Annotated in this window: 17 protein-coding genes and 1 pseudogene; 9 read left to right on the plus strand and 9 right to left on the minus strand. The window is 34.6% G+C overall.

Annotation, left to right across the window (positions count from 1 at the left end):
- Positions 1–25: 25 nt before the first annotated feature.
- Positions 26–604 (plus strand): TetR/AcrR family transcriptional regulator, encoded by a 579-nt coding sequence (locus tag M2M59_RS13600; protein ID WP_147197729.1) that lies wholly within the window; start codon positions 26–28, stop codon positions 602–604.
- 76 nt (positions 605–680) lie between these two features.
- Here the strand turns inward: M2M59_RS13600 and M2M59_RS13605 are convergent, their stop codons facing one another.
- Together M2M59_RS13605 and M2M59_RS13610 are read right to left on the minus strand one after the other, a co-directional pair.
- Positions 681–1,061 carry a VOC family protein gene (locus M2M59_RS13605; protein WP_249774862.1) on the minus strand — a complete coding sequence of 127 codons (381 nt, stop codon included), beginning with the start codon at positions 1,059–1,061 and terminating at the stop codon, positions 681–683.
- A 236-nt stretch (positions 1,062–1,297) separates the two neighbouring features.
- Positions 1,298–1,780 carry an NUDIX domain-containing protein gene (locus M2M59_RS13610; RefSeq protein ID WP_249774863.1) on the minus strand — a complete coding sequence of 161 codons (483 nt, stop codon included), beginning with the start codon at positions 1,778–1,780 and terminating at the stop codon, positions 1,298–1,300.
- A gap of 393 nt (positions 1,781–2,173) precedes the next feature.
- Between M2M59_RS13610 and M2M59_RS13615 the strand changes: the two genes are divergently transcribed.
- The 5 genes from M2M59_RS13615 to M2M59_RS13635 all read left to right on the plus strand — a co-directional run bounded on the left by M2M59_RS13615 (position 2,174) and on the right by M2M59_RS13635 (position 6,010).
- Positions 2,174–2,812 carry a GntR family transcriptional regulator gene (locus tag M2M59_RS13615; RefSeq protein ID WP_249774864.1) on the plus strand — a complete coding sequence of 213 codons (639 nt, stop codon included), beginning with the start codon at positions 2,174–2,176 and terminating at the stop codon, positions 2,810–2,812.
- A gap of 18 nt (positions 2,813–2,830) precedes the next feature.
- A complete protein-coding gene (locus tag M2M59_RS13620; protein WP_249774865.1) occupies positions 2,831–3,880 on the plus strand; it encodes a 2,3-butanediol dehydrogenase in 1,050 nt (349 codons plus the stop codon).
- Positions 3,881–4,335: 455 nt separating this feature from the next.
- Positions 4,336–4,884: a hypothetical protein gene (locus M2M59_RS13625; protein WP_249774866.1), complete on the plus strand. Its 549-nt coding sequence runs from the start codon at positions 4,336–4,338 to the stop codon at positions 4,882–4,884.
- Between the two features lie 488 nt (positions 4,885–5,372).
- On the plus strand, positions 5,373–5,681 hold the full coding sequence (locus M2M59_RS13630) for a hypothetical protein (protein ID WP_249774867.1): 309 nt from the start codon (positions 5,373–5,375) through the stop codon (positions 5,679–5,681).
- Positions 5,678–6,010, plus strand: a complete 333-nt coding sequence (locus M2M59_RS13635) for a hypothetical protein (RefSeq protein ID WP_249774868.1) — start codon at positions 5,678–5,680, stop codon at positions 6,008–6,010. The genes M2M59_RS13630 and M2M59_RS13635 overlap by 4 nt, the downstream gene beginning before the upstream one ends.
- Before the next feature lie 24 nt (positions 6,011–6,034).
- Here the strand turns inward: M2M59_RS13635 and M2M59_RS13640 are convergent, their stop codons facing one another.
- From M2M59_RS13640 to M2M59_RS13660, 5 genes are all read right to left on the minus strand, one after another.
- Entirely contained in the window at positions 6,035–6,535 is a 501-nt protein-coding gene (locus M2M59_RS13640) for a DUF6584 family protein (RefSeq protein WP_147197718.1), read from the minus strand.
- A gap of 477 nt (positions 6,536–7,012) precedes the next feature.
- Complete coding sequence (locus M2M59_RS13645) at positions 7,013–7,669, minus strand: Type 1 glutamine amidotransferase-like domain-containing protein (protein ID WP_249774869.1); 657 nt, start codon at positions 7,667–7,669, stop codon at positions 7,013–7,015.
- A 114-nt stretch (positions 7,670–7,783) separates the two neighbouring features.
- On the minus strand, positions 7,784–8,572 hold the full coding sequence (locus M2M59_RS13650; protein WP_249774870.1) for a DUF4097 family beta strand repeat-containing protein: 789 nt from the start codon (positions 8,570–8,572) through the stop codon (positions 7,784–7,786).
- Positions 8,565–9,119, minus strand: a complete 555-nt coding sequence (locus M2M59_RS13655; RefSeq protein ID WP_249774871.1) for a DUF1700 domain-containing protein — start codon at positions 9,117–9,119, stop codon at positions 8,565–8,567. Before M2M59_RS13655 ends, M2M59_RS13650 begins: the two co-directional genes overlap by 8 nt.
- Positions 9,116–9,436, minus strand: coding sequence for a PadR family transcriptional regulator (locus tag M2M59_RS13660; RefSeq protein WP_066790021.1), 321 nt, complete (start codon positions 9,434–9,436; stop codon positions 9,116–9,118). Before M2M59_RS13660 ends, M2M59_RS13655 begins: the two co-directional genes overlap by 4 nt.
- Before the next feature lie 697 nt (positions 9,437–10,133).
- Between M2M59_RS13660 and M2M59_RS13665 the strand changes: the two are divergent.
- Together M2M59_RS13665 and M2M59_RS13670 are read left to right on the plus strand one after the other, a co-directional pair.
- Positions 10,134–10,714 (plus strand): annotated as a pseudogene (locus tag M2M59_RS13665) (Crp/Fnr family transcriptional regulator).
- A gap of 206 nt (positions 10,715–10,920) precedes the next feature.
- The gene (locus tag M2M59_RS13670; RefSeq protein ID WP_249774872.1) at positions 10,921–11,889 is read left to right on the plus strand and encodes an NAD(P)-dependent alcohol dehydrogenase; all 969 of its coding nucleotides are present in this window, start codon (positions 10,921–10,923) and stop codon (positions 11,887–11,889) included.
- A 120-nt stretch (positions 11,890–12,009) separates the two neighbouring features.
- On the opposite strand, the gene M2M59_RS13675 is transcribed toward M2M59_RS13670, so the two are convergent.
- Positions 12,010–12,360 carry a MerR family transcriptional regulator gene (locus M2M59_RS13675; protein ID WP_249774873.1) on the minus strand — a complete coding sequence of 117 codons (351 nt, stop codon included), beginning with the start codon at positions 12,358–12,360 and terminating at the stop codon, positions 12,010–12,012.
- Between the two features lie 74 nt (positions 12,361–12,434).
- Here M2M59_RS13675 and M2M59_RS13680 point away from each other — a divergent pair, with 74 nt between their 5' ends.
- Complete coding sequence (locus tag M2M59_RS13680; protein WP_249774874.1) at positions 12,435–13,136, plus strand: type 1 glutamine amidotransferase domain-containing protein; 702 nt, start codon at positions 12,435–12,437, stop codon at positions 13,134–13,136.
- Between the two features lie 256 nt (positions 13,137–13,392).
- On the opposite strand, the gene rlmD is transcribed toward M2M59_RS13680, so the two are convergent.
- Entirely contained in the window at positions 13,393–14,754 is a 1,362-nt protein-coding gene (rlmD, locus tag M2M59_RS13685; RefSeq protein WP_249774875.1) for a 23S rRNA (uracil(1939)-C(5))-methyltransferase RlmD, read from the minus strand.
- Positions 14,755–14,790 lie beyond the last annotated feature (36 nt).

Below are 14,790 nucleotides of genomic sequence, written 5' to 3' on the forward strand. Positions count from 1 at the left end.
TACAATTGTATTGGGTGATAAATAAATGAAACGTATAGATCCAAGACAATTGAAATCAAAAGAAAAATTGCATGAAGCGTATTTAACATTGCAATTAAAAGGACAAGGCCAGTTTACGATTCAGCAACTGTGTGATACAGCTGAAGTAACTAGGCCTACCTTTTATAAATTATACAAAGACATCCAAGAACTTCGCTTTGATATCCATGAAAGTGTTTTGGCTGAATTAAAAAAAGCATTAACAATTAAAAATCCGAGGCGTTTATCTGAGATTCCTAAGAAAGAAATTCCCGAAAACCTAATGCTGTTGTTTCAACATATTCAAGCGAAGCATATTGCATATGAGACATTCTTTGTTTATCAACCCGATGCGATTTTTATCAATGGCGTAAAAGAAATTATGAAGCAATATATAACAGAGGGTATTTATTACGCGCTACAGGATAAAAAGCTGCGTGTAAAGATAGACTTAATTATCTCTTATGTAACCGGCGCTTATGTTGAAAGCATCGTCTTTTGGATCAAAGAAAATTATGAAACAAGCCCAGAAGAAATGGCGAACAGTTTAATTGAAATTTCTATATATGGTCCTTATATTGACTAACACTCTATAGAAGGTTAAACAAAGAGCTAGTACCAAAGAGTTATCCAACAGACTCTTCGTACTAGCTCTTTTATTTTTATCTTTTTTCCATTACAGCAAAGTAATTATTTTCACTATCTGCGAAATTAAATACTCTACCTGAAGGCATATTTACGATTTCTCCGACTGTTACATGTTTGTTTGATAAATCTCTATATAGCCCATCAAAGTTGTTTGAAAAGAACATTAAAGAAGGTGTTCCAAGGTTTAACTCAGGCGACATTTTCGCAATAAGCTCCTTGTTATGGAGGATAATGCTTGTTTCAGCTTCTTTGGTTGGAGCAATCTCAATCCATTTCATACCTTGTCCATTATCTTCCTCCGAAATCACACTAAACCCTACTTTTTCTGTCCAAAACTCCTTTGCCTTGTCTTGGTCGTCTACATACAACATGATTTGACCTACATTGTTAATCATGGATAACACTCCTTTTGTTCGTTTGTTATGAGTTAAACTAGAAGTCTTTGAATTCTACCATTTCCTGAGTATCTCTTCAATAAAGTTATGAATTTTCTAAAATATATTGAAATAATCTTATCGTCCTTCAAATGTATTGGCGAAATCACTCAAAATTTCTAACCAACAATAGACCCGTTAGTTCAGCCATAACATGAGCTGAGTAACTAATTAATTTCTCTTATCTCGCTCTGAGTCTACTTATAATTTCTTACACGCAATAACTTAGAGGGAGTATTTTTCACAAAATGTTTTTCAATAAAAGTAAGTACTTCATCGTTTCCTGGCAAGGTGACTTGTTCAATCGCATTATTAAAACTCAGCCATTTATACTCACTATGTTCATAGTTTAAGTTTACATGCTGGTCGTCATTCACATACCCTACAAACACCGGAGCCATATAAATATAGTTTTCATGAGGTGAGTAAAATTGATCGAATTTATTCGAAGTATATAGTGAAATCTCTGTGATCCCAGTCTCCTCTTCAATTTCCCTAAAAGCAGATTGCCATGCACTCTCGCCTTCTTCAATACTCCCTCCAATATAACACCATGCATCTTTCAAAATAGGAGTCGCTCGTTTTAGCAAAAGCACTTTATATTCCTCACCAAACTTCTTCAATAAAACCACTGCAATCCCCTTACAGTGTACAGGTATTTCGAAATTTTCTTTACTCATTCCAACACCCCTCGCTGAATTTTATCGCTCTCCTTAACACAACCTCAAACAGCTTATATTCTTTTCATTAGATATATCAAGTCTATAACCAAATGCTATTAAGGTGAACTTCTATAGCTTATAAACACATGACAATAGATTTAAAATACTATAAATGAAAATTTATAGTGGATTCATACTATTATTTACAGTCTCTCACTAATTAATGAAATTAACAAAAAAAATAGTCTTAAAACATTTTTATTGTATCGAATGAATTTTTATATTAAAGTATTACACATAGATTATCGATAATCTATAATTTATAATCCATAATCAATAACTTTCTTAGTTAGCTACTCTATACATTAAACTATGTTAAAATATAAGGATTAAATTTATTGGAGTGGTTTGATGGGGTTCAATGAAAATCCAATTTCAAAAAAAACAATTTCAGAACAAATAGCTGAACAATTATTATTCCGCATATTTTCAGGCTATTATGAGCAAGGTCAGCGATTGATAGAAGCAGAAATAGCAAAAGAGCTGCAAGTAAGTCATGCGCCTGTCCGTGAGGCTCTTTATCTTTTGCAAAAAGATGGTGTGGTTGAAAAAGTACAACATAAAGGAGTAAGAGTAAAGACTATTTCAGATCAGGAATTAAAGGATTATTTGGAAGCCCTTTATTCCCTTTTGAATTTTGCTCTTACTAGTTGTGAACCAAAATGGAATTCCGTTTTGCAAAATGAATTAATGCTTCGTTTTGAATCGATGAAGCAAAAAAAGTCAGCTGAGAATATTTATGAATATGTTGTTTCATTTGCTCACTTGTTAGAAGTGTTTTTTGAGGTTTCAGGAAATATTGCGATGCTGCGGTTCTTTAAAGAAACTATATTTGTTACAAATGTAGCAGCTCAAACAAAATGGAAAATGAATCTACTTGAATCCTATCACGAAACCATTTATACCTTTATTAAGTGTATAGAATTGTCGGATTTCGAAAAGGCCCGAATGGCTATTAAAGATGTTATATTATGGCACCATTTTAATTAATTTATGGGGGTAATATATATGAAAGCGGCAGTTTGGCACGGTGTAAAAGATATTAGAGTTGAAGAGGTTGAATTAAGAGCTTTAAGAGAAGATGAAGTGAAAGTAAAAGTAGCATGGGCAGGCATTTGTGGAAGTGACTTACATGAGTATCAAGAAGGACCTGTCTTCATTCCTGTTGATGCGAAAGCTGATTTAACAGGTGAAATGGCCCCAATCACAATGGGTCATGAATTTGCTGGTATTATTGAAGAAGTCGGCTCTAAAGTGACTAACTTTAAATCTGGAGACCGTGTAGTAATTAACCCTACATTAACATATAGAAAAAAACATGAAGATGTCGATCGTTATGATGGGTTTAACTTCATTGGTTTGCATGGAGACGGTGGATTTGCGGAATATGCCAATGTTCCTGTCACATCGTTACATCGTTTACCAGAAAACCTAACATTACAAGATGGCGCGTTAGTAGAACCAATGGCTGTTGCCGTACAAGCTGTGAAAGATGCAGGCGTTACTTTAGGAGATTCAGTTGCAGTGTTCGGTGCTGGACCAATTGGGTTATTTACAGTAATTGCTGCTAAAGCTTCAGGTGCAAGCAAAATTATCGTATTGGATTTATCTGATAGCCGATTAGAAAAAGCAAAAGAATTAGGTGCAACACATGTTATTAACTCAGGCAAAGAAGACCCTGTAGAAGCAGTTCGTACAATTGTTGCTGACGGGGTGGATGTATCCTTTGAAGTGGCGGGCGTTGCTCCTACTTTTAAACAAGCAATTGATGTAACTAAACCACGTGGTAACATGATGATAGTCTCAATTTTTGCAAGACCTATCGAATGGAATCCAATTCAACTTACAAACACAGGTGTAAATATCTTATCTTCCATTGTCTACACACCATCAATTTTCCAAAGAACAATTGATGCAATGAGCACTGGCCAACTAAATCCACAAGGTATCATCACAAGCCAAATTGAACTAGATGAAATTGTTGATAACGGATTCGTAACGTTAACGAACGACAAAACTCAATCTAAAATCCTAGTTGCGATGAGTGGCGAAAAATAATATATTGAGAGATTAATATATATCTAAGCTAAAAAAGAGCACAGCTGAAATAGCTATGCTCTTTTTATACATTCTAATGATGATATGATATTTACCTTAGAAGTGGAGATTCCTTAATTTGCTTTTATCTTATATTAATATTCCATGTTTCTATTAATCACAATAATACTACCATCTTCCATTTCAGTTAAAAGTATAATAGTGCCATCACCAATAATATGAGTTTTCTTATCATAGTAGCTCAATTTTAATATCACCAGAACTTGAAGGTAACTGGCTTAGGTATGGCAATCGTAAAAAGTTTATAGGCACATGAATGATTGAGATTAACAGTATACTAAAAGAAGGAACCCTCACCCTCTTTTAACTAGTTGCCAACAAAAAATAAATAACTATAGAAATACTATATAATAAACCATATAAACAGATTGAATAATTAAGAAGGTGACATTCAAATGCTATTATCCGCAACAATTACTAAACAGCCCATTTCAGGAAAATATCCAGAACAAATTTTTGTTGCTCCATTCTCGACTGCAGAGTGGACTTGGGTGAAATTCGAAGATGAAAATTACAATGAGTTTTATGGTCAATTTCAAGGCAAACCTAACACTGTCGCCCTTTCTCCTAAAAACAAATTTTGTTATGTTCTTACAGATACATTCTTATATGAGATTGATTGTGAAACCCTATCAAATTATCAAGTACTTGATTTCTGCGAAAGGGGTCTTTCAATTACCAATGTAACCTTTTCTCCAGATGGAAAGCCGCTATTTTCAGACTACTATACAATTTTTACAATCACTAAATCAATAGATGAATTAGTTCAACGAGAGAATTCTAAACTTATAGAGAACTCTATACCTGTAGGTTATATTCAATTTAATAATTGGGAAGGTCATTTACTTCACATAAACGCTGAAACATTTCTTGAAGGACAACCTATAAAATTGATTTTCAATGCTACCACTATGCGTATCTTTGAAAATAAGGATAACCTTTAAAACGTATTCTCTTAACATTTTAAAGATTTTTTCGTTAACCTCACTTACTTTTATAACGGTTTATCAATGTGAGTAAATGCGGTTTTAAATTATTATTTTTAGCGTAATTGTACTACCTCTTCTAACAAATGAATAAATTTTTTCTTCGATTTTTCACTATTTTGTAGTCGTGATACGAGAATATGACTTTGAAGATATTTTCTTACTTTTAAATTTACATAAAAACTTTTGTGATGACGTTCATCTATATATAACTCATTAAAGCATTCTAATTCTCTGAGTTTTTCTATGTTTCTATCGATTTTCCTTGTATTTAAGCTGTTATTAGACGAACTTATTAAATCCATTGAAGTGAATAACCTTATAATTATTCCAAACAAATTAATGATTGCTAACTAAACCTATCCAATGAAGAATTTCTTCATACTATTCGATTTTCAATCTTTTTTCTCATTGTATTATAAAACCAACTAAAAAAGGAGTCTTATATGAGTAACTTATATTGGTACACTTCTAGCTGCAAACAGCATGTCCATTTTTCGAGAATCGTTATTTCATCAAAAGGCTTTTTCTTAGCGGAAGAAAAAGTATCGCTGCCGAACTTTAAACAGTTTATATTCAAAAGAAATTCAGAGTTTATTCAGGTTATCTTATATGAGAGTGAAATACATCAAGAAATATATTTATTCGTACAGGAATGTGCTTTAAAGAATCGGTTTATAAATAAACTACAGTCAAAGGGCTTTTCTTCGTTTCACCAAGACATGTTTATTACGGACGATGAACCTATAAAATGATTGTGCAAATCGAAGCATCATTAAAGTATTTTGAAGAAGAAGAAACTTTACATATTTATGGTCAACAAATGTGGCATGATAACGCATATATCATTGGTAATCGAGCAGCTCTTCAAAGACTACAAGATCAAATTACTCAAGCGCTTCAATACGGAGAGAAAAAAGATGTGTTTTTCCCAAATGATGGTGAAGGCTATGATTTATATGTAGCATGCGTTGATGATCAATTCAATTGGGAGAACTTAGAAGCTCCTTACCATGACACCGAAATCTTTGAAAAGCGTAAACAGCCCACTAAAGCGTTTAACAAATATAAGATAGATGGGTAACATAAAAAAATACAAAAAAACATATTAAAATATCCAATTAAAAACTGTATAGACTCCAACTAATGTAAAAGTAATTATTAAAATCATTATGGATAGGCAACCGAAAATCACCGGTTTATGGTTATCTTCTTTTGATTCATCTGATTCTTCTATTATTTTTTCTTTTACTTTATGTTGTATTGATAATAGTTCTGGGTCTAATTCCAGTCCTTTTAAAATTTCAATGTCACCTTTATACTTCAAGGCTCTGGCTATTTTATTAACGTCATTCCCCATGGAGTTTTCGAATACAATACACGCTTTTATCATTCCTGGAGTCTTATTCTTCTCTAAATACCAGTATCGGCCAGCCATTGCAGGATACTTTAATTTAAAATAAATGTCTCCTAACTTTTTACGTAGATCTAATTCATTCGGAAAGGTTGAAATTAATCCATGTAATCTATCCCTTGCTTTCCCCAAGTCATCATTTTTAATATCCTCTTCTATTCGTTTTAAAGTCTTAGCTATTTTCTTTTCTATTATGAACGCCCTCTTTTATGGAAATTACTCTTTTTCTAATTAGTTCATGATGGTATTTTTATTTCATTATTTTAATTGTTACCCTAAAAAAATCTCAATTAATGGGATAAGCCCTCAAAAGGGACAGGATGCACACTCAGCCAATAAGCTGTCGTTTTATTGTTTCGACATGGATAACTTCTAAAAGAATTATTATGAAACTGTACTTATAAAATACCTTAAAAAGGGCAACAACCATAAGGGTTAGTTGCCTTTTTTAAAAATAAGTTGCGCTAACACTTAGCATGTGCGAAGTACATATGACAAAACATTGATGCTGGTAGGTTTAATAAATCTTGGCTCGGTTCCTTTTGTAGTGAGATAGAGTCTATTTTCTTATTCGTCTTCTACTATTGCTTATTCAACTAAATCACTTTGTTAGTTGTAAATGATCTACTAATTAGTTCTTTAATAAATTCTCCAATTTCCAAGCAATATCCATTAGAGAGTCTCATCCAATTTCTGAATCTTAGAGTGGGAAATTAAAAATACGTTGCCTAAAATGTCTATTTTATCTCCTTTTACACGTACAGCACAATCTTTGTTTGTCGCATAAATATTTATTTTCTCCGATAAGGGAGACAGTTCGTCTTTTACCAATGTAATGTTATTTTCAAGATCAAAATGGGATAGAACAGAGAAATTGTCAAGACCGATTCCATCATAAACAAAACTTGTTTCTACTTCATAGCCAAAGTTTTTCGAGCATAACCATTTAGCGGACATGTTGATTGCACCAGCACTTGCCCCCATCACAACGGCACTGCTTTTTTTAACCTCATCCAACAATTCATATTCCTTCAAAAAAGCATTTTGTTTAAGAGTATCTCCACCCAACAAGAAAATGACTGAAGCATTTTGAATTAAGGTTTGGGCATCTTCCTTCTGTACATGATAATTAATTAAATGATATTCATTGAACATAATGCCCGCCTGGTCAAGCCAGGAGCGTTCAGCAGTGCCATTTTCTTCAAAAAAGTCTGGATTTGAGCTAATCATAACAACCGATTTTCTATCAGTAATATCCTCACACAACACCCTGACCAGATTCTCTGGAAAAAAGTCGTTAAACCATCCTAAATAATAGTGAGATCTCATAAGTCCTCCCTAAGTAAAGTGTAAATAATATAAATTTCTGCGTTACTCATTCTGTTTTCATTTTTCATCCTTGGTAGTACATATAACAGTTCTTCTTTATCGTAATTAAAAATTCTATTTTACCACTTCGATTTTCCCGTTATTAGATTTTAAATCAACATGATTTTCGCCCTTTCCAATGACTGTATTTCCCTCATATTTATCGAGGATATTGATACTCCCATTGTCGGAGGATACTTTAAAAGTGGTATTAGTCGGTTCCTTCTCCGTTTTAATTGAAATTTTTCCATTGTCGCTTTCTAATTGTATATTCCGATCTAAATCCTTTGTAATGAGCACTATTTTACCATTATTTGCTGAGCCCTTAATATTTCCTTCCACTTCATTAAGATTTAACTTGCCATTTGCACTTCTCACATCAACGTTTTCTGATACAATTTTATTTAATTCGATGCGGCCATTATCTGTTTGCACATTCAGATTCTTTACATTCAGCTCCGACATTTTTACTTTTCCATTATCATTATCGATCATAATGGAGTGATACAACTTTTGTGGGACATATACGTATAAATGAGATGATTGTATGTTAAATCCAATATAGAAGGTTCTTTTATCTTTTAATCTAATAATCAATTTCTTTCCTTCTACTTCGGCAGTAAAATCTAACTTAGAAACGTCCACACCTTTTGTTACAAGCTGTACTTTAGTCTCTGTATCCGAAGTTGGGAGAACTTCTGCACTTGCATTATCAGCGGAAATTTGGATTTCCTCTACCATATCAGAACTTACCTTTTTCTCTGACGTAATTTCATCCTGAGAAAATTGTGACAATGTAAAGTAACTGCCTACACCACCAATTAATAATAGAAGCAGAGCAAGGATTGATAACTTTTTATTCATACTTTATCCCTCTTTTCACAAAAGTAATGTTATATTTCAAGTAACGAATAAATCCATTAGTTATAGCTTTTGTCGCAACAAACATCCCCATCGCTACGAATATTCCAATCCCACAAAGACAAAGCGATAAGAACATATCAGCTATTCTAAATTGACCAAGAAATAGATTAATTATGATTCCGAGTGGTGAAAGAATGAATGCTACAGAAACTAACCACCCTGAAATTACAAGGCATACCAAAGTTAAAAATGGTGCGAAGACAATAAGGAAATTGAAGAATCCCAACCCAATCACAGCCCAAACTGCGCTTGTAATATTTCTTGCAGAAGTCTTTTGTTCGACCATATCAAGATGATAGGAAGCCAGCAGCTCCTTCGCAATTTTTTTTGGTTGGCCAAGGGATGTTGCGATTTCTTGCTCCGATTTTCCCTTTTCGATTCCTATTGAGAAGTACTCCTCATAATCTTGCAGTATATCCTGTCTTTCTTCTAAAGAAAGCTTTTTTAGAGAACTTTCTAACTGCTTTAAAAAATGCTCTTTGTTCATTTGCGTACCCCTTCCTCAATTAATTGATTTACGCCATTAGAAAACTCTTTCCAATCTGTCAGCAATTCGTAAAGATATTCCCGCCCTTTATCGGTTAGTTTATAATACTTACGTGGTGGCCCTTCTGATGACTCTTGTAAATATGTCGTAAAGTATTCCTCCTTCGTCAATCTTCGTAACAGAGGATAAACGGACCCTTCCGATATTTCAATCTGATCAGAAATTTCTTGGACAAGCTCGTAGCCATACCGGTCTTTCTTATCAAGCAACACAAGCACGCATAGTTCCAAGATGCCTTTCTTAAATTGTACATTCAATAAACCGCAGCTCCTTTATGGTATATGTAAGTACTACTACACATTAAACAGTACTGAACAAAAAATAATAACTCTTGTAATGTAATTTACTACACACTACTGTACATTGCAAGGTACTAAAATAAAAAAACACTTAAAACTGTAAATAAATTTTAGACTGATTGAAAGCAAAATTCATCTTCTTATTATTTGCGTTTTACAATTGTGGCTCAGTTCACGTTTGGTAACTTTTCATAAAAGAAGCGTACTCTATATTATGGATCGATTGTTGATCAAGTTTAAATACCGCTATAAAACCGGAGCTGTCCGATAGTTCAATAAATTTAACAAATCCTTTTCTACGCAACAAAAAACGGATTCCAAAATCATAAACCGTTCTTCGTAAATTATTATACTAACTCCAACCAAGCGACTGCTTCGCAATGTGTAGACTGTACGTGGCAACGCCTTGGTGCTGGTGGGTTTTTATTAATTGGATAGGTCCTACAATCGTAGAACCTATCCCTCTTTAATGTGGCTAAAATTTTATTTAGGAATGTTATTAGATTAATTTCTATATGCTTTATAAATCTTTTCTTTACTAAGGTACCTTTTTATTTGAACGTTAAAAGAATTGCTTATTCATACAGATGAACTGGATAAAAGTGTTGAAATGTAAAGTTATATAAAATTGTCTCATTAGAAAGGGAGAAAATAGATGATTGATATACTCAAAAAGTATATGTCTGATTTTACTTCAATGAGCGAAGATGAACAGCAAGTAATTTCTGAAAGTTTACAGATTGAGGAATATAAAAAGGGAAAATACCTTCTTAGACAAGGACCACTATCAAATGTTATTTCGTCTTAATGGGGTGTGTAAGGCAGTTTTTTATAGAGGAATCAGGTAAAGAGGTAACATCAAATTTTTTTACTGAAGAACAAGCTATACCACTTACCAACGAAAAGACTCAAGATGAGCTGTCAAAGTATTCATTAGTCTGTGTCGATGATTGTATATTAGTTGTTGGTGATGTTGATTCTGAAAATATAATGTTTAATAAATACCCGCAACTTGAAATGATGATACGAAAAATGATGGAAATAAACCTTGGTGAGATGCAAGAAAAATTAGGTGAATTTATTAGCTCTTCTCCAGAAGATCGATACAAAACGATTTTAAGGCAACGCCCCCAGTTAATTGACCGTGTACCACAACATCAATTGGCTAGTTATCTTGGAATTACTCCTGAATCATTAAGTAGAATTAAAAAGCGAATTAAAACCAGTAATTATTAAAATTGATGCCTCCTCATTTAGTAATCATCTCACCTCTTTATCGTCAACAAGTCACTGAAGACTATAGCCAAACATTATGAACCAAGTTCCCCCTATCCTTTGAAAAAATTTATAAAATCCTTTGCAAATTAACTTAAGTCAATGAACGGTATTTACCCCCTTGTTATTATTTAATTACCAAAAAGACTAATCTGGAGGGGATTTTTATGAAAGCTATTGTTTGTAATAAATATGGTTCACCTGATGTCCTTGAATTAAAAGATGTGGAAAAGCCTTACCCTACTGAGAATCAAGTATTGGTAAAGATTCATTCAGCATCCTTAAACTTTGGGAACTTAGTTCTTTTGAAAGGCAAACCCTTCTTAGCCAGATTTGCCTTCGGACTGACGAAACCAAAATACTCAATTCCAGGTGGTGACATAGCTGGTACAGTTGAAGCTGTTGGGAAAGACGTTAAGCAATTCAAAGTAGGAGATGAAGTGTTTGGCGATCTCTCTGTTTGTGGTTGGGGTGGTTTTGCTGAATATGTAACGGTACCCGAATATGCCTTAGCCTTTAAGCCAAAAAATATCTCTTTTGAGGAAGCAGCAGCTGCTCCTATGGCTGGTGTGACTGCCTTACAAGGACTTCGTGATAAAGGGAAAATTAAATCGGGACATAAAGTATTAATCTATGGTGCATCTGGTGGCGTTGGTACTTTTGCGGTACAAATTGCTAAAGCATTCGGTGCTGAAGTAACGGGAGTATGTAGTACAAGAAATGTAGAAATATTACGTTCGATAGGGGCAGACCATATCATCGATTATACAAAAGAGAGTCTCACTCATCATCAGGAATACTATGATTTAGTTCTTGGGGTCAATGGCTCTAATTCCCTTTCAACTTATAAACGTATCTTAAAAATAAATGGGAATTTTGTGCACGTAGGAGGTTCCGAATCTCAATTATATCAAACATTATTTCTTGGTCCTTTTATTTCAATGACTGGAAGTAAAAAAATAAGTAGCCTATTACAAAAAGCAAATCAAAAAGACTTAAATGATTTAAAAGAATTACTTGAGACTAGTAAAGTAAAACCAATAATTGATAAGCGGTTTAAGCTAGGTGAAATAACTGAGGGGTTTGAATACTTTCAGGAAGGTCATGCTCAAGGTAAAGTGGTGATTACTATCTAACCTGGGCTTTCCATGCTTTATCCCTAAAGCAACCGCTTCACAATGTAGTGCGTGCGGACTGTGGTCAATAAAATGAAGAGACATGGTAGAAGCACGCAGCTAAATCGTTATAGATTATTTTTATTCTGTATCTGGTAATTTAATGATTTTCTGATCAATTTCACTTATAAATGAATTTAAAACACCAATTTGCTCTTCTAGTTTTTTCTTATGCTGGATTAGTATAGCTTGCGTATTAATCTCTTCTTGTTCTAATCTCAACGTTGAAATATTTTCTTTTATATCCTCAATTGACATCCCTAGACTTCGAAAACACTTAATTAGTTTTAATAGTTCAATATCTTGTTCGTCAAATATTCGATGCCCTTGTTCATTTCTTTTAATTGGTGGAATTAAATCTATCTTTTCATAGTATCGAATTGAACTTGCAGGAATTTCAATTAAGAGGCTCGCTTGTTGAATTGTATACACGAAGTGTCCTCCTTGACTTAAAGTATGGTTTAACCTTTAAGCTTGATAGTATCAAACATAAAGGAGCTTGTATAATGAAAAAGATCTTATTAGTCGTAACGAATATATCTAAGTATCCCAATTTAGAACGTGCAACAGGATTATGGTTAGGGGAAGCTGTTCACTTTGCAGATGAAATTGAAAAAGAAGGATACCAAATTGATTACGTGAGCCCTAAAGGTGGTTTTACGCCACTTGACCCACACAGTTTACAAGCTGATCAAATGACCGAATTAGATTGGAAATATTACACAAATCCTGATTTCTTAAATAAACTAAGCACTACTTTATCAGCTGACTCTATTAACCCAAATGATTATGATGCTATCTATTATGCAGGTGGTCATGGAGTTATGTGGGATTTCGCAGAAGATGAAAGCCTACAAAACATTGCAAGTACTATTTATGCTAACGGTGGCGTTGTTTCTGCTGTTTGTCACGGAGTTGTTGGATTATTAAACATTAAAAATGGTGACGGAGAATATTTAATTAAAAATACTAAAGTGACTGGTTTTACTAACACAGAAGAAATTGCTGTGGGGCTAGATAAAGCAGTTCCATTTTTAACTGAAGATGAACTTATCCGTAAAGGGGCTAATTATGTAAAAGGTGCTGATTGGTCAGTTTTCACTGTAACTGATAATCGTATCGTCACAGGACAAAACCCCGCTTCAGGTGGCGCAGTTGCCAAAGAAGTAATTAAAGTATTAAAATCACTTGAATCTTCACCTATGTAGATGTCAGTTTAATTTCTATGCAAAACGTATTTTTAGCGAAAGATTTAAACTATTAAACAATAATAATGGGTGATTTCTCCTAAAAATACCAGATTCCTGCATACGAACTGATGCACCTGTATGTAATCCTAAAAAGTTATTAACTGAACTGACACCCGAAATTTTGGCTCAGTTCATTCATAAGATAATAATAAAAGCAGACGGCCAATTAGAGGTGCATAATGCACTTCTAAAACGTCTGCTTTTTATTTTATTATTACACTAACTCCAACCAAGCAACCGCTTCACAATGCCCCGTATGCGGGAACATGTCCACTGGCTGCACTTCTTTTGTTTTGTAGCCGCCGTCTTCTAGAATTCTTAAATCCCTTGCCAATGTAGATGGATTGCATGAGACATAGACAATGCGTTTTGGACGTTGCTCTAGGATGGTTTTAAGCAATGCTTCATCGCAGCCTTTTCTTGGTGGGTCTACCATTAGAACGTCGGCCGTTTTGCCTTCTTTGTACCAGCGAGGAATGACTTCTTCGGCTGGGCCAGCTTCAAAGTAAGTGTTGTCCAAGCAGTTTAGTTTAGCATTTCGTTTGGCGTCTTCAATCGCTTGAGGAACAATTTCAACCCCCATCACAAATTTAGCTTTTTTAGCCATAAATAAGGAGATCGTTCCAATACCACAGTATGCGTCGATGACTGTTTCTTCGCCTGTTAGATTTGCATAATCTAACGCTTGCTTGTACAGTACTTCAGTTTGGATTGGGTTCACTTGGTAGAAGGAACGTGCTGAGATATCAAAGCGTACGTCACCGATATGGTCCTCAATCGTGTCTTGACCCCATAGGTTGATGGTTTCGTTGCCAAAGATGACATTAGTGTTTTCCCCATTGATGTTTTGCATAATCGATTTGACATTCGGAATAAGCTTACGGATAAGTGCCACTGCTTCTTCTGCCTGCGGGAATTTACGTTTCTTTGTGACAAGGACAACCATGACTTCCTCTGTCGCGCGCGCTTTTCGAACTACCACGTGTCGCAGCATGCCTTGTTTCGTTTCTTCGTTATAAGGTTTGATGCCGAGCTTCCAAAGCTGCGGTTTTAACCCTTCTAAAATGGCGTCCGCTTCCGGTGTTTGAATTAAGCAGCGTTCTGTGTCGACGATGGCGTGGGATTTAGTTTTATAAAATCCAGCGATCGGTGCTTCCCCATTTACGCCAAATGGAATCTGCGCTTTGTTACGGTAATTCCATGGGTTTTCCATGCCTTTCACTGGAAGGACAGGCACATCAATTTTGCCGATACGTTCCATCACATCGCGCACCATTTTTTCCTTCCATTTCAGTTGCCCCGCATAGGATAGGTGTTGTAGCTGGCATCCGCCACATTGATCATACACTGGGCATGTTGCATCGACCCTGTCAGGTGAAGGAATTTCTATATTTATAATTTTGGCAAAGCCATAGTTTTTCAATGTTTTTAGTACATGGATTTCTACTCGCTCATCGGGCAACGCGCCTTGAACAAAGAGCGGGTAACCGTTTATCTTTGCGACGCCTGCTCCATCATGTGTTAAATCCTCTATATCAACCGTTAAACGATCATTTTTCTTAACTGGTGCTGTCATTCTGCATCCTCCGTTTCAGTTCCTCTATTGTATCAC

Source organism: Rummeliibacillus sp. G93 (genome assembly GCF_023515935.1).
Taxonomy (GTDB): domain Bacteria; phylum Bacillota; class Bacilli; order Bacillales_A; family Planococcaceae; genus Rummeliibacillus; species Rummeliibacillus stabekisii.